The sequence below is a fragment of the Providencia sp. PROV080 genome, from assembly GCF_033688105.1.
GTDB classification, from domain to species: Bacteria; Pseudomonadota; Gammaproteobacteria; order Enterobacterales; family Enterobacteriaceae; genus Providencia; species Providencia zhejiangensis.
Genome location: NZ_CP096346.1, coordinates 2,734,200 through 2,757,167, shown reverse-complemented (window position 1 = coordinate 2,757,167; position 22,968 = coordinate 2,734,200). Strand labels below are relative to the sequence as shown.

General features: G+C 42.4%; 24 protein-coding genes and 1 CRISPR repeat array. Of the genes, 14 read left to right on the top strand and 10 right to left on the bottom strand.

Going from position 1 to position 22,968, the window contains the following annotated elements; genetic code table 11:
* Positions 1-23: 23 nt before the first annotated feature.
* A complete protein-coding gene (locus M1F03_RS12255; protein WP_154622970.1) occupies positions 24-662 on the top strand; it encodes a protein phosphatase CheZ in 639 nt (212 codons plus the stop codon).
* Positions 663-762: 100 nt separating this feature from the next.
* Here the strand turns inward: M1F03_RS12255 and M1F03_RS12250 are convergent, their stop codons facing one another.
* On the bottom strand, positions 763-1,320 hold the full coding sequence (locus tag M1F03_RS12250; protein WP_318839940.1) for a hypothetical protein: 558 nt from the start codon (positions 1,318-1,320) through the stop codon (positions 763-765).
* A gap of 335 nt (positions 1,321-1,655) precedes the next feature.
* Here M1F03_RS12250 and flhB point away from each other — a divergent pair, with 335 nt between their 5' ends.
* On the top strand, positions 1,656-2,807 hold the full coding sequence (gene flhB, locus M1F03_RS12245) for a flagellar biosynthesis protein FlhB (RefSeq protein ID WP_163862351.1): 1,152 nt from the start codon (positions 1,656-1,658) through the stop codon (positions 2,805-2,807).
* Positions 2,800-4,896, top strand: a complete 2,097-nt coding sequence (gene flhA / locus M1F03_RS12240; RefSeq protein WP_154622987.1) for a flagellar biosynthesis protein FlhA — start codon at positions 2,800-2,802, stop codon at positions 4,894-4,896. The genes flhB and flhA overlap by 8 nt, the downstream gene beginning before the upstream one ends.
* 558 nt (positions 4,897-5,454) lie before the next feature.
* Here the strand turns inward: flhA and M1F03_RS12235 are convergent.
* The 3 genes from M1F03_RS12235 to flgA all read right to left on the bottom strand — a co-directional run bounded on the left by M1F03_RS12235 (position 5,455) and on the right by flgA (position 7,037).
* Positions 5,455-5,895, bottom strand: coding sequence for a flagella synthesis protein FlgN (locus M1F03_RS12235; RefSeq protein ID WP_154622973.1), 441 nt, complete (start codon positions 5,893-5,895; stop codon positions 5,455-5,457).
* Between the two features lie 10 nt (positions 5,896-5,905).
* Positions 5,906-6,208: a flagellar biosynthesis anti-sigma factor FlgM gene (flgM, locus tag M1F03_RS12230; RefSeq protein WP_154622974.1), complete on the bottom strand. Its 303-nt coding sequence runs from the start codon at positions 6,206-6,208 to the stop codon at positions 5,906-5,908.
* A 172-nt stretch (positions 6,209-6,380) separates the two neighbouring features.
* On the bottom strand, positions 6,381-7,037 hold the full coding sequence (flgA, locus tag M1F03_RS12225) for a flagellar basal body P-ring formation chaperone FlgA (RefSeq protein ID WP_251464427.1): 657 nt from the start codon (positions 7,035-7,037) through the stop codon (positions 6,381-6,383).
* A gap of 276 nt (positions 7,038-7,313) precedes the next feature.
* Here flgA and flgB point away from each other — a divergent pair, with 276 nt between their 5' ends.
* From flgB to flgL, 11 genes are all read left to right on the top strand, one after another.
* Positions 7,314-7,727, top strand: coding sequence for a flagellar basal body rod protein FlgB (gene flgB, locus M1F03_RS12220; protein WP_154622976.1), 414 nt, complete (start codon positions 7,314-7,316; stop codon positions 7,725-7,727).
* Positions 7,728-7,732: 5 nt separating this feature from the next.
* Positions 7,733-8,137 carry a flagellar basal body rod protein FlgC gene (gene flgC / locus M1F03_RS12215; protein WP_154622977.1) on the top strand — a complete coding sequence of 135 codons (405 nt, stop codon included), beginning with the start codon at positions 7,733-7,735 and terminating at the stop codon, positions 8,135-8,137.
* 12 nt (positions 8,138-8,149) lie between these two features.
* The gene (locus tag M1F03_RS12210) at positions 8,150-8,983 is read left to right on the top strand and encodes a flagellar hook assembly protein FlgD (protein WP_154622978.1); all 834 of its coding nucleotides are present in this window, start codon (positions 8,150-8,152) and stop codon (positions 8,981-8,983) included.
* 30 nt (positions 8,984-9,013) lie between these two features.
* Entirely contained in the window at positions 9,014-10,234 is a 1,221-nt protein-coding gene (flgE, locus tag M1F03_RS12205; RefSeq protein ID WP_154622979.1) for a flagellar hook protein FlgE, read from the top strand.
* Between the two features lie 15 nt (positions 10,235-10,249).
* Complete coding sequence (locus tag M1F03_RS12200; RefSeq protein WP_154622980.1) at positions 10,250-11,005, top strand: flagellar basal body rod protein FlgF; 756 nt, start codon at positions 10,250-10,252, stop codon at positions 11,003-11,005.
* A gap of 19 nt (positions 11,006-11,024) precedes the next feature.
* Positions 11,025-11,807, top strand: coding sequence for a flagellar basal-body rod protein FlgG (gene flgG / locus M1F03_RS12195; RefSeq protein WP_154622981.1), 783 nt, complete (start codon positions 11,025-11,027; stop codon positions 11,805-11,807).
* 90 nt (positions 11,808-11,897) lie between these two features.
* Positions 11,898-12,665 (top strand): flagellar basal body L-ring protein FlgH, encoded by a 768-nt coding sequence (locus M1F03_RS12190; protein WP_375097498.1) that lies wholly within the window; start codon positions 11,898-11,900, stop codon positions 12,663-12,665.
* 37 nt (positions 12,666-12,702) lie between these two features.
* Entirely contained in the window at positions 12,703-13,806 is a 1,104-nt protein-coding gene (locus M1F03_RS12185) for a flagellar basal body P-ring protein FlgI (RefSeq protein WP_154622982.1), read from the top strand.
* Positions 13,806-14,786 carry a flagellar assembly peptidoglycan hydrolase FlgJ gene (flgJ, locus tag M1F03_RS12180; protein ID WP_163862343.1) on the top strand — a complete coding sequence of 327 codons (981 nt, stop codon included), beginning with the start codon at positions 13,806-13,808 and terminating at the stop codon, positions 14,784-14,786. The genes M1F03_RS12185 and flgJ overlap by 1 nt, the downstream gene beginning before the upstream one ends.
* 140 nt (positions 14,787-14,926) lie before the next feature.
* Entirely contained in the window at positions 14,927-16,567 is a 1,641-nt protein-coding gene (flgK, locus tag M1F03_RS12175) for a flagellar hook-associated protein FlgK (protein ID WP_154622984.1), read from the top strand.
* Between the two features lie 28 nt (positions 16,568-16,595).
* Positions 16,596-17,531: a flagellar hook-associated protein FlgL gene (gene flgL, locus M1F03_RS12170; protein ID WP_251464425.1), complete on the top strand. Its 936-nt coding sequence runs from the start codon at positions 16,596-16,598 to the stop codon at positions 17,529-17,531.
* 254 nt (positions 17,532-17,785) lie between these two features.
* Positions 17,786-18,533: a CRISPR direct-repeat array (repeat unit 28 nt; unit sequence GTTCACTGCCGTATAGGCAGCTTAGAAA).
* Between the two features lie 709 nt (positions 18,534-19,242).
* Here flgL and fliR read toward each other — a convergent pair.
* Genes fliR through fliM form a run of 6 tightly spaced genes read right to left on the bottom strand, consistent with a single transcriptional unit; the run spans position 19,243 to position 22,964 of the window.
* Positions 19,243-20,025, bottom strand: a complete 783-nt coding sequence (gene fliR, locus M1F03_RS12165; protein WP_154623806.1) for a flagellar biosynthetic protein FliR — start codon at positions 20,023-20,025, stop codon at positions 19,243-19,245.
* 2 nt (positions 20,026-20,027) lie between these two features.
* Positions 20,028-20,297 (bottom strand): flagellar biosynthesis protein FliQ, encoded by a 270-nt coding sequence (fliQ, locus tag M1F03_RS12160; protein WP_163862337.1) that lies wholly within the window; start codon positions 20,295-20,297, stop codon positions 20,028-20,030.
* Between the two features lie 46 nt (positions 20,298-20,343).
* A complete protein-coding gene (fliP, locus tag M1F03_RS12155; protein WP_154623804.1) occupies positions 20,344-21,087 on the bottom strand; it encodes a flagellar type III secretion system pore protein FliP in 744 nt (247 codons plus the stop codon).
* Positions 21,088-21,099: 12 nt separating this feature from the next.
* On the bottom strand, positions 21,100-21,528 hold the full coding sequence (gene fliO, locus M1F03_RS12150; RefSeq protein ID WP_154623803.1) for a flagellar biosynthetic protein FliO: 429 nt from the start codon (positions 21,526-21,528) through the stop codon (positions 21,100-21,102).
* Between the two features lie 19 nt (positions 21,529-21,547).
* Positions 21,548-21,964, bottom strand: coding sequence for a flagellar motor switch protein FliN (gene fliN, locus M1F03_RS12145; protein ID WP_154623802.1), 417 nt, complete (start codon positions 21,962-21,964; stop codon positions 21,548-21,550).
* Positions 21,957-22,964: a flagellar motor switch protein FliM gene (gene fliM / locus M1F03_RS12140; RefSeq protein ID WP_154623801.1), complete on the bottom strand. Its 1,008-nt coding sequence runs from the start codon at positions 22,962-22,964 to the stop codon at positions 21,957-21,959. Before fliM ends, fliN begins: the two co-directional genes overlap by 8 nt.
* Between the last annotated feature and the right edge of the window lie 4 nt (positions 22,965-22,968).

Here is a 22,968-nt window from a genome sequence, read left to right as displayed (position 1 = left end):
CGCACCTGCTGAAGGAGAGTGTGATGACAGAACAAATAGTAACGGCGAGCAGTCCCACTGGTAATGACGATTTAAAACAGGTCATTACTCGGATTGGTACCTTGATGAGAACTTTGCGCGAAAGCATGCGGGAACTTGGCTTAGAAAAAAGTGTTCAGCAGGCTGTTGCTAGCATTCCTGATGGCAAAGACCGTCTACGCTATATTGCGCAAATGACGGCTCAAGCAGCTGAAAAAACATTAAATGGTATTGATGTAATCAAACCACTGCAAGCCCAGATGCATGACCAAGCGCTAGCATTGCAGCAGCAATGGAATGGTGTGACTAATAACCAAATTAGTGCGGAATTACAGCAATCTACGAATGATTTTCTCGGTCGAGTGATTACTGATAGTAATACGACTAAAGCAGAATTACTTGAAATCATGATGGCACAAGACTTTCAAGATCTGACAGGGCAAGTCATTAAAAAAATGATGGAAGTGGTCGAAGAAGCAGAGAAACAGCTACTCGCATTGTTAATGGAAAATACGCCACCAGAAATGCGAGTTAAACAGCAGAATGACAGCTTATTAAATGGCCCACAGATTAATAAAGACGGTGCGAATGTGATGGCATCACAATCGCAAGTCGATGATTTGTTAGATGAGTTAGGTTTCTAACTGGCGGTAGATCCCCCTTCAACTATGATGCAGGGGGATTTCATCATGTCGAGAATATGTCGCTCAAGTCATGAAACAGAGCACGCTATCGACCTATTACTTAGTCATGTTGATAGACTTCAACAATTTTGCCACCAAATGCTTCAGTAAATTGCTGAATGAAATCATCACTCATATCCCAACTATGAAAACTGAATCCTAAATCACCAAATGCCCATGGTGGGTCATAATGCCAGTCTGAAATAGGGGCGTGATAATCACAATTGACACATTCTAAATCATGAGGATGACCTTCGTACCAAGCCGTCACCGCATCGATCCAACGTTCACTTTGCTCGCTTTGCTCATTTTTACACGTTGGGCAGTAGATACCCAGACCATTTCCTCCGGCATGGAAAACCGTACGCTCAGTGGTAATGGTTAAATAGTTTTTCAGTATGTTTTCGGGAAGTTGTGTCGGTACGATTTTATCATCAATCACATATAAGATGGGTTGTTTATACGCTGGCGTCGGGCGATACAACACTTCATCATCTTCTAGCTGCTGATAATCAGGGTCAATAATACCTTGTTGTTTTAACCAATTTAGCATGCGTTCCGCTTCTTTTTTGGCATCTTCAGCTAAAACCTCTGGGGCGACAAGATGGCAACTATCCATATCGTGGTGACCTTTAAACAAGAAAGTAGCTGATTAGCTTACCTTCTGACATGACCGAACAAAATAGGATTCGGTGTATTTATTTTGCAGTACTGATCATGCCTACGTTTAATCAGCATACTCAGGATTTTCGTCTTTATTTTTGTCATGTAATTTCGACATCTTTTTAATGCACGATGCCGTTATTTTTTGCGTAACGTTTCGCAAAATAGCTGAAATATTACTCAATGGGTAAATAACCCTAGTGAACGTCGTCTATTTTCTTGCATTGATTTTTTTACACTCTGTCATGCTATAGCCCAAACTTCCAATCTGCTGACCAGCAAGGAAATGGCGTGTCCGACGACAGTGATGTAGAAAAAACAGAAGAACCCACGCCCCATAAAAAACAGAAAGCAAAAGATGATGGGCAGATAGTTCGTTCAAAAGAGCTAAGTTCGCTAATGATGATGTTGGCGGGTATCAGCCTATTATGGCTAAGTGGTGGGCACCTTGCCGACGAGTTGCGGCAAATTTTTCGTCAAGGCTTTATTTTTGATGGGCACTATATACAAAACACCTTGTTGATGGTGAGTTACTTTGGACAAATGGTAGGGGAAGCATTATTTGCACTCTTACCTGTCATTGGCGGGTTGGCGTTAGTTGGTATTTCGGCATCTTCACTTGTTGGTGGCTTATTATTTAATAGTAAATTAATTAAATTTGATTTGAAAAAGCTTAATCCAATCAGTGGATTAAAACGAATTTTTTCGATGAACGCACTCTCTGAACTGTTTAAAGCAGTCCTAAAGTCGATGTTTGTTGGATTAGGGGCGGCCATTTTTTTATGGCAAAACTGGCCATCATTGTTGCATCTGGTAACCGAATCACCAGTAAGTGCGTTAGAAAACGCGATGTACAAGGTGATTTTTGCCGGCTATTTAATTGTATTTTTGCTGATCCCGATGGTGGCATTTGATGTGTTTTATCAGTTTCGCTCTCATTTGAAAAAATTACGAATGAGCCGTCAAGAAATCAAAGACGAGTTTAAACAGCAAGAGGGTGACCCTCAAATTAAAGCAAAAATTCGTCAGCAGCAGCGAGCAATAGCGCGTAATCGCATGATGGCGGATGTGCCTCAAGCCGATGTGATTGTCACCAACCCGACTCACTATGCAGTCGCATTAAAATACGATGACAAACATATGGGGGCGCCGAAAGTATTGGCAAAAGGTGCTGGCGTGTTAGCGCAACGCATCAAAGAAATCGGCCAAGAGCATCGAATTTTACAGCTAGAGGCTCCCCCATTAGCACGGGCTCTCTATCGCCATGCTGAAATAGGGCAAAGCATTCCTGTCGCACTGTATGCTGCGGTGGCAGAAGTCTTAGCATGGGTTTACCAACTGCGTCGCTGGCGGCGTGAGGGTGGATTAAAACCAAGAAAACCGAAAAATTTACCAGTGCCACCGGCGCTGGATTTTGCTGGAGAAAACAATCGCGATGGCTAATTTGGCTGCATTATTAAAATTGCCTAAAAATTTACAGGGTACACAGTGGCAAATTCTTGCTGGCCCAGTGCTTATCTTACTTATCTTATCAATGATGGTACTGCCGCTACCGGCCTTTATTTTGGATTTGCTATTTACCTTTAATATCGCGCTATCCATTATGGTGCTATTAGTGGCAATGTTCACCAAGCGTACACTTGATTTTGCCGCTTTCCCAACCATCTTACTGTTCGCGACATTATTACGTTTATCACTGAATATCGCCTCAACACGTATCATTTTGCTGGATGGTCACACCGGTCCTGATGCGGCAGGGCGTGTTGTTGAAGCCTTCGGTCACTTCTTGGTCGGCGGCAACTTTGCGATCGGGATTGTCGTTTTTATCATCTTAGTGTTGATTAACTTCATGGTGATTACTAAGGGGGCTGGACGAATCGCTGAAGTCGGCGCACGTTTTGTACTCGATGGTATGCCTGGCAAACAAATGGCCATTGATGCGGATTTGAATGCGGGAATTATTAATGATGATGAAGCCAAAAAACGTCGAGCAGAAGTCACTCAAGAAGCTGATTTTTATGGTTCGATGGATGGTGCGAGTAAATTTGTGCGTGGAGATGCAATCGCGGGGATCATGATCATGGTGATCAACGTCGTTGGTGGACTGATAATAGGTGTTGGGCAACATAATATGACGCTAGGTGATGCAACCAGTGCTTATACGTTGCTGACTATCGGTGATGGCTTAGTGGCTCAGATCCCTGCTCTGATTATCTCCACTGCCGCGGGGGTGATTGTGACTCGTGTGGCGACCGATGAGGATGTGGGTGAGCAGATGGTCACCCAATTATTTAATAACCCACGAGTTATGTGGCTCAGTGCAGGGGTATTAGGGTTAATTGGCTTAATCCCAGGCATGCCAAACTTTGTTTTTTTACTGTTTACGGTGGCGTTAGCTGGATTGGGTTGGTATTTAGTACGTAAATCAAAACAGCCTGAAAACCAAACTGAGGATGGTCAACTCAAACAGTTTCAAGAGGCAAATAAAGTCGTTGAAGCGACGTGGGACGATGTTCAATTAGAAGATTTGTTGGCAATGGAAGTTGGCTATCGGTTGATCCCTTTAGTGGATAACGACCAACAAGGCGAATTGCTTGGACGTATTCGTGGGCTACGCAAAAAATTTGCTCAAGAGGTGGGTTATTTGCCTCCAGTTGTTCATATTTGCGACAACTTAGAGCTTTCCCCTTGTGAATATCGCATCCTTATCAAAGGTGCGGAGGTTGGGCGCGGTGAAGCTCAACCAGGGCGTAGTTTAGCCATTGACCCCGGTAATGCAGCAGGTACCTTACCTGGTGATGCGACTAAAGAACCCGCCTTTGGTCTGCCAGCTGTGTGGATTGATGATGATTTACGTGAACAGGCTCAAATTCAAGGATATACCGTTGTCTCCGCGAGTACGGCTGTGGCGACGCACTTTAATCAAATTCTGCTACAGAACTCCAGCACATTGTTTGGTCGTCAAGAAGCTCAATTGCTGTATGACCGAGTGAAAAAAGAGATGCCGAAGTTGGCTGATGACCTGATCCCTGACACCATTTCTCTGACAATACTGCATCGTGTATTGCAGAATTTATTGGCGGAGGAGGTGATGATCAGAGATATGCGGACGATCCTTGAAACACTCGCTGAAATGGCAGGTGAAAATGGTGAGCAAAAAGATACTGACTATTTAACATCGCAGGTGCGTATCGCGCTAGGACGAGCAATAACCCAACAGTGGTTTGGTCATGCAGAAGAAATTCAAGTGATTGGATTAGATGCCGGTCTTGAGCAAATTTTATTACAGGCGGCAAAAAATGGCGGCGGGTTAGAGCCTAACTTAGCACAATTTATTCAAAATCAGGCAGAAGAGGCGATAAGGCATCAAGAAGCCATGGGAGCCCCGACGGTATTGTTAGTTAACCATGGTTTACGTTTGATTCTTTCTCGTTTTTTACGTCGAAGCTTGCCACAGCTGGTCGTGATGTCAAATCTTGAACTAAATGATCGTCGTAAAATTCGTATGACATCCATGATCAGTGGCAGCTAAATCCGTTTATGAAAGCGATGAGTATTTAATAAAAGAGTACGATGCCTTATTGGGTAATCCAGTCAGGCATCACACACTGTCCGCCATGGCATTTTTATCTTTGGATAAAAGAATAACCTCCCCATAATCATTGCCTATCGATATCACACAGCTATCACTGGCAGAAGACATAAAAAACGCAACGTTGATGTTTGATAGAAACGCTTCTGTGACGTTGATGATGTCACGTTGAATTCTAATGGCTTGAAACATACCAACAGTTATATCACCAATAGGTATGATGCCAATTGGATCATTATTATGTTTTGTGGCTGCTGGTTGTTGTGAAGTTATAGAATAAGATGCTTGGATGAGACATCTATTACTATTGGATAGATCTAGTTGCCCAGCGAAAGGGCGAGATTGGTTTAACCAATGATATGCCTTAAATGATAGCTTCTCTTTTATTGGCTCGTAAACGCGATGATGATGGGATGCGACGATAATAAAAATAAATGATTCTTCAATGATATACCGACTTTAGCTAGCGAGTCATAATTGACCAGTATATCACTGAGATTAAATAGAGATTTTCTTCCCTAAAACAGGGCGTTTCTCTTCTAAACCATCCGCACCATAAGTTGATTGATTATTATGCTTTTTGACAAAAGCAAGTCGCTGATTATTCAGTTCAATGTGCAACTGCAACATTTGGTGGTTACGGTAATTAAGCTCTTTTAACGTCGTTGTTAGCGCTTTAATTTCAGCCCATAGATGATAAAGAGCAGGATGTTCATCATAAGGTGCGGCAATACCAAGTTCTTGCTCAAGGCGTAACCGATTTGTTTCACCATGGCCTATCGTGGTGACTAAATAGCGTTTTTGCTCAGTCGCTTCCTGAAAAGGTGAGGGTGGAACACGGTGGTAGCCCAACAACAGCTCTTCATTCTTCATCACAATTTGTAATGACTGCAAATGTGTGAGCTGTTGTTCCAATAATATTAATAATTCGTCGTTCATATTAACTATCTTATTTCATCGCCAGCATACATTCATGGGCATCGCGTAAAATACCGTCAGCAATTTTTCCTGCATCCATTTGCAATGTTCCCTCTTTAATGGCTTGCTTAATTCTTTCAACCTTTTCACTATTAATATCGCTCGCCTGAGGCTGGAGTAATTTCTTTTTGAGTTCACTTGGTGAAAAAGTACTTTCTTTGACTGATTCGGCTTCTGAGACTTTTTTCTCACGAAGTTGTGCCGCAGGATCTTGAGGGTCACGGTTTGTGACTTGCGTTAACGCTGAAATTGCAGATGTTTGCTCAATAGCCATAGTGTTTTTCCTGTTCCGATATTTTTATGAATGGAATATCGGCATTAATTACGAGTTCTTTAATGTTATGCTTATCTTTAAGACAATTCTAATATTTGAAATGATGCCGCTACTATTCATTATTAGCGGGTACATACTATATATTATGTTATTGAATCTCAATTAAAATTCGCTACTTGAGCGCTATCTGAACACTGCCATTTTCGAGGGCCGAGCCATTCACAACTTGGCCGTTAATGAGACGCACGCGTATATTTTCACCTATGGCAGCATTATTGATGGCTCGTCCTTCATATTTCACAGAAAAATGATTTCCATTGGCAAAAACATAGACGTTTTGTCCTGCTTTAATAGCCCATGGTTTACGCATCATGGATTGCGTCAGCGTCTGTCCTGCATTGATATCACGTAGTGCGATACTACCGCGTATTGCGACTTTATCATTTATCGTGCCAGAGGGTAATTTGTGTAATAACCCCTTTTTGGTCCCGATATCAACAAATTCAATTTTTTCACCACGGGTGATATTGCGTGTTGCAACATGGTACTGCCCTGTGACATTAACGGTTAATTGGATAAATTGCTTCTTTTTACCGCACTGTACAGGTAATGAAATATTTCCCATATTTCGCCTACCGACGGGTGGGAAAATGTGTGGTTTTTCACAATTGGGCCAACGTTCTATTGGGGTTTTTATCTCAATAGAAACTTGATTAGGTTTTGTGTGTATTTGACGAAAATAGTCGTTAATGTCTTGAGGTAAAGAGGCTTCAGCGGTGGCTGTCAGTAAAATTAATGTACTGAATATTGTTGTTTGAAAACCATTCATCGAACTGGCACCTTATCAACATACACTTTTTAGTTGCTCGCATTCTACGCATGCCATCAATATTGAATGGGGCAAATAGGTCAATAATTTTGCCTTTATCCTGCCATTAGATTTTTTGTCAGACCGCTAATATAAGCGCGTCGAATTTTAAATTTCAGCGTTTTCTGCATTGCTATTCTTTGAAGAATCGCGTTGGCGAATGACGTGACATATTCCAGCTTATTTAGAGCGATAAGATTGAAACGCTAGGTAAGCACATATTTATCGAGGGCGAACATGATTGATAAATTAAATGCCACATTTGCTTTTCAGCAGCAGGCATTATCAATACGCGAGGCAAGACAAACTGTATTGGCCGCAAATATTGCGAATGCGGATACACCCGGATATCAGGCGCGAGATATTGATTTTAGTCGTCAGTTACAACAGGCGGTCGATCGCGCAGGGATCAACGGTAAAGGTGTTGCGCTTGCAGTGACAGCAAAGGGCCATATAGAAGGTCGAGGCATGAAAGCCCCCGCTCTTGATCTTAAATATCGTGTGCCATACCAAACGTCAATGGATGGTAATACGGTTGATATGGATATAGAACGCAGCCAATTTGCAGATAATACGTTGAAATATCAGGCAGATCTGACATTCATTAATAGTCGCGTTAAAAGCATGTTGGCCGTGCTACAACAAGGGTAATGATTATGGCTTTATTAAGTATTTTCGATATTTCAGCATCTGCATTGACGGCTCAATCACAGCGCCTCAATGTGAGTGCCAGCAATATGGCTAACGCAGAAAGTGTCGTTGGCCCTGACAGTGAACCTTTCCGTGCGAAACAAGTGGTCTTTCAAATGTCGCCTCAAGGTCGCAATGAGGTCGGTGGTGTGCGAGTCAGCCAACTGATTGAAGATCCTACACCGCCACGTATGGAATATAAGCCCGGTCATCCATTAGCCGATGAGAAAGGTTATGTACGTATGCCTAATGTCGATATGGTTGGTGAAATGATCAACACGATTTCTGCTTCCCGTAGCTATCAAGCGAATTTAGAAGTAATGAACACCGCGAAAACGTTGCTTCAAAAAACCTTAACCATAGGCCAGTAACGAGGAAGCAAAATGGGCATTGCAGCCACAATGTATGATTCTTTGGATAATACAACGACTGGCCCTGAGCCATTGAAAAGTAATATTCCAACAAAAAGTCAAACAGATGATATGCGTGACACATTTTTAAAAATGATCGTGACGCAGATGCAAAATCAGGATCCCACCAAGCCGATGGAAAACACGGACTTGACGAGTCAACTTGCCCAAATTGCAACTCTCGAAAGCATGAATAAGTTGAGCGATAAAGTCAGCGGGATCTCAAGTCAAATCGGTTCAGGTCAATCGTTGCAAGCAACCCAATTAGTAGGAAAAGGGGTTTTGATACCGCGTAATGAAATTGTGCTTGCACCGCTTAAAAAACAAGAAAGTGGTGAAAATAGCGATATTTCTAAGCCAACAAATCCTCTACCTGATGATGAACTCAACCGTAGTTTGTCGGTGTTAAATGATAGTGGTGATGAGAGTGAGGTATCTCAAGACGATTACATTTCTTCACCATTTGGTTTCTTCCTACCTAAACACGCAGACAGCGTTGAGATCACCATTCGTGACAAAAATAGGGCAGTAGTTCGTACGATTTCTTACGAAACAGAAGTAAAACCCGATATTTACGATATGTCGTGGGATGGTCGTGATAACAACGGTCAATTAGTTGCAGATACTAAAAGTAAATATTTCTTTGATGTAAAGGCCATTAAAAACGGTGCTGAGATAGAAGTCACTAAACTGGGTTATACCCGAGTGAATGGTGTCACACCGGGCACTGATGCGCCTTTATTGGATGTTGGGATAGGGCAGAGTGTGCCACTTAGCAGCATTTTTAAGGTCTACCCATCATCTTAATTTTATTCCCCAAACCGTCATGGAGAACACATGTCTTTTTCACAAGCAGTTAGTGGCTTAAATGCCGCCTCAGCGGGGCTTGATACGATTGGTAATAACATTGCCAACTCCGCAACCAATGGTTTCAAAGGGGCGACCACCTCTTTTGCCGATATGTTTGCCGGTTCAGGCGTAGGTCTGGGTGTTAACGTTGCGGCAGTCACTCAAAATTTTAAAGATGGTCCAATTACTCGGACGGATAGACCGACAGATGTGGCAATTTCTGGTAATGGCTTTTTCCGAGTTCAAAATCAAAACGGCGATATCTTTTATAGCCGTGATGGACAATTTACGCGCGATAAAAGCGGTAATTTGGTGAATAACCAAGGAATGATTATTACCGGTTACCCAGCGGGTTTAGATGAAAATGGCAATATCGTTGTTCAAAGCGGTGGCGTACCTCAAGGATTAAATATCCCAACGGATATGATGGATGCAAGAGCATCTGATACGGCAAAGCTCACTATTAATCTAAACTCCGAAGATAAAGTTAAATCAAAACCATTTGATGTTAATAACCCTGATGACACAGGAAGTTATAACTTTAGTACCACAATGAGTGCCTTTGATAGCCAAGGTAACACCCATGAAATTTCAGTTTATTTTGTTAAAACGGATGACAATAAATGGACGGCTTATGGAAGAGACTCAGGCGATAAGGTGGCGAAAAAATTAGGTGACCTAGAATTCGATGGTAATGGTCGCTTAGCCAGCCCAACGAATGCCGTTTTTGCATTTGATTACAACGGATTGAATGGCGCTAATGATGGCACATTGCAGGTTGACTTAAATAAAACTCGTCAGCAAAAAGTCAGTGAATCTTCTGTCAGTGCTATTGATGTTAATGGCTATCCTGCCGGTGAGTACACCAATTTTAAAATAGAAGACAACGGTCTGATTGTCGCTAACTACTCAAACCAACAAAAGCGAGTGGTTGGTCAAGTGGCCCTGTCTGCTTTTGCTAATCCAAGTGGCTTAGTTTCACAAGGCGGTAACGTGTGGGCATCATCAAATGCGTCAGGTAACCCAATGGATGGCGTACCGGGGGTTGGTCAATTCGGGAAATTGACGAGTGGAGCGTTAGAGTCTTCTAACGTTGATATGAGCCAAGAGCTGATCAATATGATTGTGATGCAACGTAACTATCAATCGAACGCGCAGACAATCAAAACCCAAGATCAGATGCTGCAAACGATGGTTAATTTACGTTAATAGTAGAGGGTGGCCATGGATCACGTCATTTATACCGCAATGGGGGGAGCTCGACATGCGCTTGAAAACCAAGCGATTGTTTCTAACAACATTGCGAATGTTTCTACCTCTGGTTTTAAAGCACAGTTAGCGGCGATGCGCGCTGTTCCGATTAATGGTGATAGCGAGCAAACACGTACGTTAGTCGTTGCTTCAACGCCAGGCGCTGATATGAGCCAAGGGCCGCTTAATTATACCGGCCGGCCGATGGATGTTTCATTGAACGATAAGCATTTCTTAGCGGTTGAACTTGCCGATGGCAGTGAGGCTTATACACGTAACGGGAACATCCAAATTTCATCTGAGGGTGAGCTGGTGATTGGTGAACACCGTTTACAAGGTGATGGCGGGCCAATTAACGTTCCCCCAAATGCTGAATTAACCATTGGTGAGGATGGTACGGTCACCGCGCTACTCGCCACCGATCCGCCAACCATGTTAGGTCAAATTGGTCGTTTGAAAATTGTGGAAGCTCAACCTCAGGATTTGCTACGCGGTGAAGATGGATTATTTCATCTCTCACCACAGGCAATAGCCGCGAATGGTGATGTGCTGGCACAAAGTGAACGAGCATCACTCACATCGGGAGTGATTGAAGGCAGCAATGTTAATGCGGCTGAAGCTATGGTGTCGATGATCGCCAATGCGAGATATTTTGAAATGCAGATGAAAGTGGTACGTAGTGCGGATGAAAATGCACAAAAAGCCAACCAACTGCTTGCCGTTAGCTAATTTTTAGTAAGGAATCACCATGATCCGTTCTCTATGGATTGCGAAAACTGGGCTTGATACCCAACAAACCAACCTTGATGTTATTTCCAACAACTTGGCAAACGTCAGTACTAATGGTTTTAAACGTCAGCGTGCTGTATTTGAAGACTTGTTATATCAAAATGTTCGTCAACCGGGGGCAATGAGCTCAGAGCAAACGTCTTTGCCATCGGGGTTACAATTGGGTACGGGTTCCCGTCCTGTCGCAACAATGCGTATACATAGCCAAGGTGCGTTGAATAAAACAGGGAATACCACGGATATTGCGATTAAAGGGCAAGGTTTTTTACACGTGCAGATGCCTGATGGTAGCGACGCTTATACCCGCGATGGCGCTCTACAGCCTAATCAGGATGGCCAATTAGTCACCTCCAGTGGTTACCAGATCGTGCCGGCAATTACCATCCCAGATAATGCAAATAGCCTTTCTATTGCCTCGGACGGTACCGTTTCAATCACAGTTTATGGTGATAACCAACCACAACAAATTGGGCAAATCACACTGACAACCTTTATTAATGATGCAGGCTTAGAAAGTATGGGGGAAAACCTCTATATGGAAACTGCCAGCTCAGGCGCTCCAAATGAAAGTGCGCCGGGCACTAACGGTGCTGGCTTGCTGTATCAACATATGCTGGAAACCTCGAACGTTAACGTTGCAGAGGAGTTAGTCAATATGATCCAAACTCAACGTGCCTATGAAATTAACAGTAAAGCGGTTTCTGCTTCTGACCAGATGCTGCAACGTTTAACACAACTTTAATTTGATGGAATAGCAATCCAGTACAAGCTAAATGGCAATTTGCGGATGATTGCAGGTTGTCATTTGGCGAATGAGAGGGAATTCAACGTGATGATAAAACAGATACAGCAGCTAAAGAGCACCATGATGATGAAAAGCGGTATTGTCCCTCAAAATAAGGAAAATTCATTATTTTCACCCAGTAAGGTTCTCGTGCTGACATTGGTATTCGCTATCAGTGGCTGCGCTTATGTCAAACCTCGTCCTCTGGTGGATACGCAGACAAGTGCGTTACCGACAGCACCGACCGCACCTGCACCTAATGGCGCCATTTTTCAAAGTGCACAGCCTGCATATTATGGCTATCAACCACTGTTTGAAGATAGGCGGCCTCGTAATGTGGGGGATATTTTAACGATTAACTTGCAAGAGAATGTTAGCGCCAGTAAGAACTCATCGGCCAATGCGAATCGTAGTGGCAAAACAGGTTTTTTAGCCGCCATTTTACCCGGTTTTATGCAGGGCTGGTTAGGGGGTAGCAATACCGAATTGGATGTGAAAGGAAGTAGCGATTTTACGGGGAAGGGAGGAGCGAATGCTAATAATACATTTAAAGGCACAATCACCGTCACGGTCGATCAACTCTTAGCGAATGGCAACTTACATGTTGTTGGTGAAAAACGTATTGCTATCAATCAAGGTACAGAATCGATTCGCTTTTCGGGTGTTGTGAACCCTCGAACAATTGGTGCGGATAATAATGTCAGTTCCACACAAGTGGCGGATGCACGTATTGAATATGTCGGTGATGGTTATATTAACGAATCACAAACCATGGGCTGGTTGCAACGCTTTTTCTTAAATGTTTCGCCTTATTAAGGTGAAAATTGAGCTGTAAACTCGTAGAGATAATCGAATGAATAAATTAGTGACCCTTCTGCTGACACTACTCTGTGTGTTTGTTGCCCCCGTTAATGGTGAGCGCATCAAGGATTTAACTACGGTGCAGGGTGTGCGTGATAACGCGTTAATTGGTTATGGATTGGTGGTCGGGCTGGATGGCACGGGTGACCAAACCATGCAAACGCCATTTACCACCCAAAGCTTGAGTAACATGTTATCTCAGATGGGGATCACGGTTCCTCCTGGCACCAATATGCAATTGAAAAATGTGGCGGCCGTTATGGTCACCGCTAAATTACCGCCTTTTGCACGTTCTGGTCAGTCACTCGATGTTGTTGTTTCTTCAATGGGGAATGCGAAAAGCCTACGCGGAGGAACATTGCTAATGACGCCTTTGAAAGGGGTTGATGGACAAATTTATGCGATGGCACAAGGCAACATTTTAGTCGGGGGAGCAGGCGCCAGTGCGGGGGGGAGTAGTATCAAAGTTAACCAATTGGCTGGTGGGCGGATCACTGGAGGAGCCACGATAGAACGTGAGCTCCCAACGAGTTTCGGCCAAAATGGTGTAATCAATCTACAACTTAATGACGATAGTTTCACATTAGCTCAAGATATTAGTGATGCGATCAATCGGTTACGTGGGGCAGGTACAGCAACACCATTAGATTCTCGCACAGTACAGTTACGTGTGCCGATGACGAATAGTGAGCAAGTACGTTTTCTTGCACAAGTCCAAGAGTTGAACGTTCGCACGCCGATTGCTGAAGCGAAAGTTATCCTTAACTCGCGTACAGGTTCAGTCGTGATCAATCGCAGTGTGACATTAGAAAGCTGTGCCGTGGCACATGGCAGTTTATCTGTGATGGTTGATAGGCAAACGCAAGTGAGCCAACCGGACACGCCGTTTGCTGGCGGACAAACCGTAGTGACGCGTAATACGAATATCGGCCTTCGTGAGCAAGGTGGCGCGCTACAAAAAGTGAACGCAAGTGTACAGCTGAACCAAGTCATACAGGCGCTGAATACTTTAGGCGCAACGCCAACAGATTTAATGTCTATTTTACAAGCGATGGAGAGCGCGGGTTGTTTACGTGCTAAGTTGGAGATCATCTAATGAATGATATGCAACTCATGCAAGGTGCGGCATTTGATTTGCAGTCGCTCAGTAGCCTAAAACGTGAAATTGCTGATTCCCCAGATAAAGGGTTACGTCAAGTCACCCAACAACTGGAAGCGACATTTGTGCAAATGATGTTGAAAAGTATGCGTGATGCGCTACCTCAAGATGGCTTATTTTCCAGCGATCAAACACGCATGCTGACCAGTATGTATGATCAACAAATTGCTCAAGATTTGTCGAATAAAGGATTAGGGTTCGGCGAAATGATGTATCAGCAGTTAAAACAAACTCAAGGTGAGACTTCCTCCCCCGAAGAACCAATAAAGCCATTCAGTATGGAGAGTAAGTTACTGGATTCGCTGCCTAATCCAGCAATGGCTCAAATTGTACGCCGTTTTGCGCCATTAGGTGATGCATTGTCATCACCAATGGGAAAAGTCAAATCCCTCTCGCTAAATAGCCAAAACTTTATCAGTCAGCTTATTGAGCCAGCCAAAGCCGCGAGTCAAAAAAGTGGTATATCGCCTCTGTTAGTGCTTGCTCAAGCCGCGCTGGAAAGTGGTTGGGGACGCAGAGAAATTTTAACGGCAGAAGGGAAAGCCAGTCATAACCTATTCGGTATTAAAGCAGGGAAAAGCTGGCAAGGACCTGTGACTAACATTATGACGACCGAGGTGATTAACGGTAAAAGCATGAAAATGCGTGATAATTTTCGCGTTTATGCTTCTTATGAAGAAGCGATTGCGGACTATATTAATTTACTCACCGAAAACCCTCGTTATCACAGCGTTAAGCATGCGCAATCACCGGAAGTTGCGGCACGCCGTTTACATCAAGCCGGTTATGCAACAGACCCTAACTACTCGGATAAGTTAATTGCTTTGATTAACCAAATTCGTAGTCATCATGGGGTCGATAAAACAGCCTCGAAAGCGGTTCAAGCGTATACCGTCGATCTCAGTGATATTTTTTAATTTTTTATTAGAAAGGTGCCGTAAGCACTAAATGTTTACGGCATTTTTCCGATAACTAAAGCAATGAAAAAATTTGGGTTGATATTGCGACGGTTTCATCGATAAGCCATGGCGATAAGCACCAGATAAAGGAAAAGCTTATGCTGAATAATGTAATGAATAATGCGCTTAGTGGTGTGAATGCGGCACAAGGTGGGTTAAGTGTTATTTCTAATAACTTAGCTAACGCTGGTGTCGGTTATTATCACCGCCAAAGTGCTGTTTTCGGGGAGAATCCCGGCACAATGACACCTAACGGCTATTTTGGTAACGGCACCTATTTCAGCCATGTTCGCCGCGAATTTGATGAGTTTATCAACCAGCAATACGGTCAATCACGGGCTCGTAGTGGTGAATATGAGGCTTATGCGAAAAACAGTAGCCAAGTTGATGATTTGCTCACTAATGATATCGAAGATATTTCCAGTAATATCGGTAGCTTCTTTACTGCTCTTGATGCTGCGAGTAGTGATGCGAGTGATAAGACACTGATTGATGTTTTTTTGGGTAAGTCAAATGCATTAGTTGGTCAATTTAAAGAAGCAAATCGACGACTGCAAGACATGGAGCGTGATGTTAATCGCCAAATTGAAACTAAGGTGAGAGACATTAATACCTATGCGGAAAAAATCGCAGGTCTGAACCAGCAGATTGCTCGAGTACGCTCTGTGAGTGGTTCCGAACCGAATGACCTGCTTGATGTACGTGATCGCTTAGTCAGTGAAATTAACTCATTAGTTGGTGTAAAAGTCATCGAACAAAATGGGAATTATAACGTTACCTTCGCAAATGGCTTGCCATTAGTCACAGGGGAACACGCTAACCGTTTAGAAGCGGTTCCGTCCTCACAAGATGATAGCCGTTTCAGTATTGGGTTTGTGGGAGCGAATGGGCAAGCGCGAGAAATTCCGGATGATGCATTTCGTGGTGGCGAGCTCAGTGGTGTTTTACGTTCACGCAAAGAAGTTATTGATCCTGCTTATCAAAAAATCAATAAATTAGCATTGGTCTTTGCGAGTAAATTTAATGAGATCCATCAAAAGGGCTTTGACGCTAACGGCAATACAGGTAAGGACTTTTTCGAAATTGGAAAAGGGAATGTCGTCAGCAATACCTTTAATCGGGGCCAAGCGGATTTCGATTTTCACTACAGTGATGTCTCTCAAGTGACGGGTAATAATTATGAGATGCGCTTCGATGGTAAAAATTGGGATGTCACAAGGTTACCAGAAGGGACTAAAGTCACTGTGGATACGTCAACCGCGGATACACTGAAGTTTGATGGTATTGCGTTGAAGATTAGCAATAATAATGCACAAAGTGGTGACGCATTCTTAGTAAAACCAGTCAATGGTGTCATCAACGGTATGCAGACGTTGGTGAGTGAGGCGGCAAATTTTGCTGCTGCGGGCAGTAAAGGTAGTGGCCCTGGTGATAATGAAAATTTAAAAGAGCTAGTAAAACTCCAAGATCAAAAATTAGTGGGGGGAACATCGACATTCTCAGATTATTACGCCACTATCGTCAATGATGTTGGTAACCAAACAAAGCAAGCGCAAATTGATTCCGAAACACAAAATAAAATGACAGAAAGCTTCTATGAGCAGCAGCAGGCTATTTCTGGCGTCAATATGAACGAAGAAAGTATTCAGATGCAAAAAATCCAACAGTTTTTTAATGCCAATGCACAGGTACTAAAAACCGTTGATGACCTGTTCAATGCCTTGATGAGAGCGTTCTAAGTTTCAGTGAATTAAAAAGGATTCTATTATGCGTTTAAGTACTAATATGATTTATCACCAACGTTTGCAAGACATGAACAATGCACAAGCACGTTGGATGGATGCAGGCAGTCAATTAGCGTCGGGAAAACGAGTGAGTAAGCCATCGGATGACCCTCAAGCATCCTCACAGGCGGTACGAATTAATCAGTCAGAAAACCGTAATCAGCAATATGTCGCAAGCCGAGGGTTTGCAAAAACCGGTATGTTGTTGCAAATGAGTATTTTGACTCAAATGACGGATATAACAACTCAGATCGATACAACTATTATTCAAGCTTCCAACCAAGCCAGTTTAAGCGATAGCGATAGATTATCTCTTGCAGAACAATTAAGTGGCTTAAAGGACCAGTTGGTTGCTTTGGGTAATACAACCGATGGTAATGGCCGTTATATTTTTGCTGGTTTTAAATCGGATAAGCCCCCATTTGAGGTCGATGCAAGTGGTGAAGTGATCTATAAAGGCGGCGATAAAGCGATTATGCAGAATGTATCGAGCGATCGCGAAATGACAACCTATTTCACTGGTGCTCAAGTATTTACAACAGATAACACGAATACGGTTGAGGTGTTTAAAAGATTAAATGCAGGTATTGCTGCATTGAAAACACCACAAGAAAATGCGACTCAAGCTGAGCGAGAGGCTGCTCAAAAAGCATTGGGTGAGGCGAACTCAGCAATTAAATCGGCGTTAGATAAGATTTCAAACATTGAGGCTAAGCAAGGGTTGCAATTGCAAGAAATTGATAAGTTAGATTTCCTTGCAGATACGCGCAGTATTCAAAATAGTCAGCGTATGAGTAATTTGTTAGATACAAATTGGACAGGGGCAACATCAGACTATTATAAAGAGATGGCAATGTTCCAAGCGTCTCAGGATATTTTTAAAGATTTAAATAGCATGTCACTGTTTGGCGGTCGCTAATTTATTAGCCAGCTTCAATTGGGTTGAGGCTGGCTAATTGGTTTACCCACTTCTTTTTCCCTCTTGTTCATATTTTTCCTATCAAACCATTGTATTTTTCTTCGTATGTTTTACCCTTTATTTACCTTTTTATTTTTGCTCTTTAAAAATTTCTGATAAAACAAGATGTTACTAAGGTAGTAAAAAAAGAAGGTATTTAGCCAATAATTAGCTTAATTTATTGTTGTCTAACGCATTTTATTTGCTAGGCTATCGTTCACTGCCGTATAGGCAGCTTAGAAAATATTGGGGATGTGTGCCCGTCAACAGCATAAGTTCACTGCCGTATAGGCAGCTTAGAAATTCCTACTCGCTTAATCCGTGGCAACATGGGGGTTCACTGCCGTATAGGCAGCTTAGAAATAAAGGTGATTCCGCCTATGAAGTCTGGGTGAGTTCACTGCCGTATAGGCAGCTTAGAAATCAAAGCGTGGCAATGGAAAAAGCTAAATTGGGTTCACTGCCGTATAGGCAGCTTAGAAACATCATTGATGCCTCGGTTAAGTTTAGTCGAGGTTCACTGCCGTATAGGCAGCTTAGAAATTGCGAGACATTCGCGCCAGAGCAAGTCGCTTGTTCACTGCCGTATAGGCAGCTTAGAAAAGCATCTGTTTTTATAATTTCAATTTCTATCGGTTCACTGCCGTATAGGCAGCTTAGAAAATTTCCTTGCATTTAATCGGATTGTGCTTTAAGTTCACTGCCGTATAGGCAGCTTAGAAAGCTCTGCATTAGCCTCGATGTCGAACGCTTCAGTTCACTGCCGTATAGGCAGCTTAGAAAAAGCAGCACGCCTTTCTAATTTATATTTACGCGTTCACTGCCGTATAGGCAGCTTAGAAAACACAATCTTCGGGTCAGCTTCCACATCATCAGTTCTCTGCCGTATAGGCAGCTTAGAAATTCAGGGTAAGTCGCTTTGATCACCGTCACCTGTTCACTGCCGTATAGGCAGCTTAGAAATCACGAAATCGACGCTATATATTAATGAATAATTAGAATACTTTTATAATGAATAGGTTTTAGTCGGAGATATAGAGGTTAATATATATTAATAAGAGTGATCATTTCAATTATTAGATACTTTATCTCTATCAATATTTGATTTGGCATGTTAAGGCGAGTGTGTTACTTTTATCAATACTTAACGTGATATGTTGAAATTAATTTATGTGGTTTTATTGATGTTCAAAATAATACATTTAAGACGCTTTTTAAATGTTTCTCGTTAACTATTTATTATATATGTTAATTTTACTGATATCTTATCAGCTTAGAAATCGATGATTTTACTGTTAACGTTCACTGCCGTACAGGTAGATTAATACATAAACCATATCAAGGTGATAGCTATTATAGGCTTGTTAGCCTTTAGCCAGATGAACAAATGATGATTTATCAACTGATATCAATTATAGGTATATGGTTATATGTTTAATGACTGTTGTTTTTTATAATTTTAACCTCGATAATTTTACTGTTAATATGGATTTTTTATTTACTAAGGTATATTAAGGACTAATTATGTTTATTGAAATAGTTATTATAACAAAGCACCTTAAATTAAGGCTGCTGTTTAACTTACTCTTATTAATGTTTAAATGAAATATAGGTGTGCAAATAAGTAGTTATATGCGGTACTACTTATTTTAAAATTATTCATCTGTATTATTTATCCAGAAAATAACCCAAACATTAATGAAAGCTGTTCAAAAGCTTGATGGATAAGGCGTTCACTATAACGCGGTAAAATTGAAATAATCAACCCGAGCATGCTAATGCCAATCGTGAGTGTCAGTGGGAAACCGACCACAAATACAGAAAGTTGTGGTGTCATGCGATTCAGAATACCCAGTGCTAAGTTAAGAATTAAAAATAGCGTAATAAATGGTAATGCCAACATTAACCCATTGATAAAAATGCTATTGGCAAATTGCACCAATGACCAAAATCCATCGCGATTTAGAGGCGAAACCTGAATTGGGATCAGCTCAAATGAATGAACAAGAATATAAATCAACCATAAATGCCCATCAAATGAGAGAAATAACAACAACATAATCAGATTTAGAATTCGACCTAAAATGGGCATGTTAGGGCCACCTGTAGGGTCGAAAAAGGTGGCAAAAGATAATCCCATCTGTAAACCAATCACTTCACCTGCATGGCGTACAGCAGCAAATGCCATCTGCATGGTTAAGCCTATAGCAACGCCAATAACCAGCTGTTGCACTATCACCCATAAGCCCATTGCTGAAAATAATGGAATATTCACGACAGGAAGTTGAGGTGATACGATCAAAATCACAAAAAAAGCTAATATCACTCTGACTTTAGTAATCGATTGTTTTTCATTAAAAAAGGGCGCTGTACCGAACAGCGCTAAAAGGCGTATGAAAGGATAAAAGCCTTGGCTGAGCCAGAGAGTGAGTGTTTCACTAGTCATCGTTAACATGATTAGCCAATGATGAATGGTAAATTACTGAATAGGGTGCGCATATAGTCCAGCAATAAATTGAGCATCCATGGACCCGCAATAATAATGACAGCGATAACAGAGAGAATTTTAGGAATAAATGATAGGGTCATTTCATTCACCTGTGTAGCCGCTTGCAGCAAGCTAATGATCAACCCCGCGAATAGTGCAGCGAGCAATAATGGGGCGGCTAACATTAAAGCAATCTTCATCGCTTCGGTACCCATTGCCATAACTGATTCAGGTGTCATCGTTATTCCTTATTTAAATAACTCAATGAATAAATGATGTTTATTGCTAATTAAAAAAGCTTTGTGATAAAGAACCGAGTAATAACTGCCAGCCATCCACTAAAACAAATAACATCAATTTAAATGGCAACGAAACTGTCGCAGGTGGAACCATCATCATACCGAGCGCCATCAAAACACTAGCAACCACTAAGTCTATGATTAAAAATGGAATAAAAATGGTAAATCCGATTTGAAAAGCGGTTTTGAGTTCGCTGGTAATAAAAGCCGGCACCAAAATTCGCATAGGAACATCTTTAGCTTCTTGGATATCACCGACTTTTGCTATTCGAGCAAACAGAGCTAAATCAGTTTCACGGGTTTGTCCTAGCATAAAGGTACGAAATGGGGCGGTTCCCCGTTCTAAAGCCGTTTCTAAACTGATCTTATCTTCACTAAACGGTTGATAAGCTTCGCGATAAGCTTGGTCTGCAACAGGTGACATCACAAAAAATGTCAGAAAGAGCGCAAGTCCTAATAACACTTGGTTTGGTGGCGCTGAAGGGGTACCAAGAGCGTTACGTAATAGACCTAACACAATGATAATGCGTGTAAAGCTGGTCATCATTAACAAAAGTGCAGGAATAAAACCAAGCAAAGTTAAAAAAAGTAGCGTTTGAACGGGCAATGACCAGCTTTGACCCCCATCAGGTAGCGTTTGACTCATGATGGGAGGCAAAGCCGCCAGAGCGTGTGTTGGTAGTATGAATAATAATGAAGCGATCACAGTGGTAGATTTCAAAGGGAACATGTGTGCTTCCAATTATTGACAAGAGGAGATGTTGGAGGCCGCTTGCTGAGCGGCTTCTTGTTTTTTCTTCAGAAGAGACTGAAATGTCAGTGGTTCAGTCACCGATGTTAACGTTGTTGCTTGCTTAGCAGGGCATTGATGCAACAAATTCACGGATTGTGCAGTAACACCTAACACTAACCATTCATTATTTATCTCAACGACCACAACACGCTCTTTATTACCGAGTGAACAGTGACTTTTCACGTTCACTAATGGGTTTTTACCGAAACTTTTTGGGGCAAAACCGATTTTTTTTACCAACCAAGCGCCAGCGAGTATCAATAAGATGATGCCGCCTAAAGCGCCTGAAATTTGCGCTAAGCTGTCACTGTTGCTAATTGCCGGGGGCGTTTGGCTGCTAGGCTGTTCTGTGTGGCTAATAAATGGTGTTGTTTTCATGTCACTCCCCATTGCCATATTAACGACTTAAACGGCGCATACGTTCCGATGGCGTAATAATGTCGGTGATGCGAATACCATAGTTATCTGACACCACGACCACTTCACCTTGGGCGATTAAATAGCCATTAATGAGGATATCCAAAGGTTCACCCGCTAATCCATCAAGCGCAACGACAGACCCTTGCGATAAACTTAATAGCTTCTTGATCGTCATTTTGGTACGCCCTAATTCGACTGAAAGACGAACGGGGATATCCATAATCAGGTTAATATCAGACAGCTGATTGAGTGCATTTTGGCCATCGAGATTTGCAAACGCCTGTGCACCGGCAGAGGCGGATTCCGCTTTCTTTTGTTGCTCTAATGCCTCAGCCCATAAATCTTCACTGTCGTGATTGGTTGATGCATCAGGAGAATTTTTCGCCTCACTCATTGGTACTTTCCTCATCTAGAGTGTTTAAAACAGGGTTAATCAAATGTTCTACACGCAATGCATATTGGCCATTTTGCGCGCCGTATTGGCTGGTTAATACTGGCACACCATCAACGCTCACGATGAGGCGATCTGGCTTCTCGATAGGAATAACATCCCCTTTTTGCAATTGCAGTAAGCGAGATATTCGTAATGGAATATCGACAAAATTCGCGACGAGTTCTAACTCAGAACGTTTGACTTGTGTGACTAAATTACTCACCCAAGCCTCATTTTCTTGGTGGCCTTGCTCTACTGGCGGGTTAATTAACCGTTCACGTAAAGGCTCTATCATGGCGATAGGAATACAAATACTAAATTCACCGATGGTATTGCCGATTTCAACCAAAAAGGGGGTTGTCACCACAATGTCATTCGGTGACGTTGTGATATTGGTGAATTTTACCTGCATTTCCGAGCGCACATATTCCACATCAATATCTGCGATAGGTTTCCAAGCATCGCGATAAGCGCTAAGCGCTAGCTTTAGCATTCGGTTGATGATGCGCTGTTCAGTATTGGTGAACTCCTTACCTTCTGAACGAACGGGAAACCGGCCATCACCACCAAACAAGTTATCGACAGCGATATACACTAAGGCCGGCTCAAAAGTGAATAAAGCCGTACCGCGCAAAGGCGGCATATGAATCAGGTTCAAGTTAGTAGGAACTGGCAAGTTACGAGCAAATTCATGATAAGGCTCGATCTTTATTCCCCCAACAGTAATATCTGGGCTACGGCGTAACATATTAAACAACCCCATCCGAAATTGACGAGCAAAGCGCTCATTAATAATTTCGAGAGATTGCATGCGTTCACGAATAACGCGACGTTGCGTATTTGGGTCGTAGGGACGAATGTGTTCTTTGTCTTTCGATTGTGTCGCTGATTCATTCGACGCCGGTGCGTCATCATTGAGCAACGCATCGATTTCAGCCTGAGATAAAATATTATCGCTCATCTGA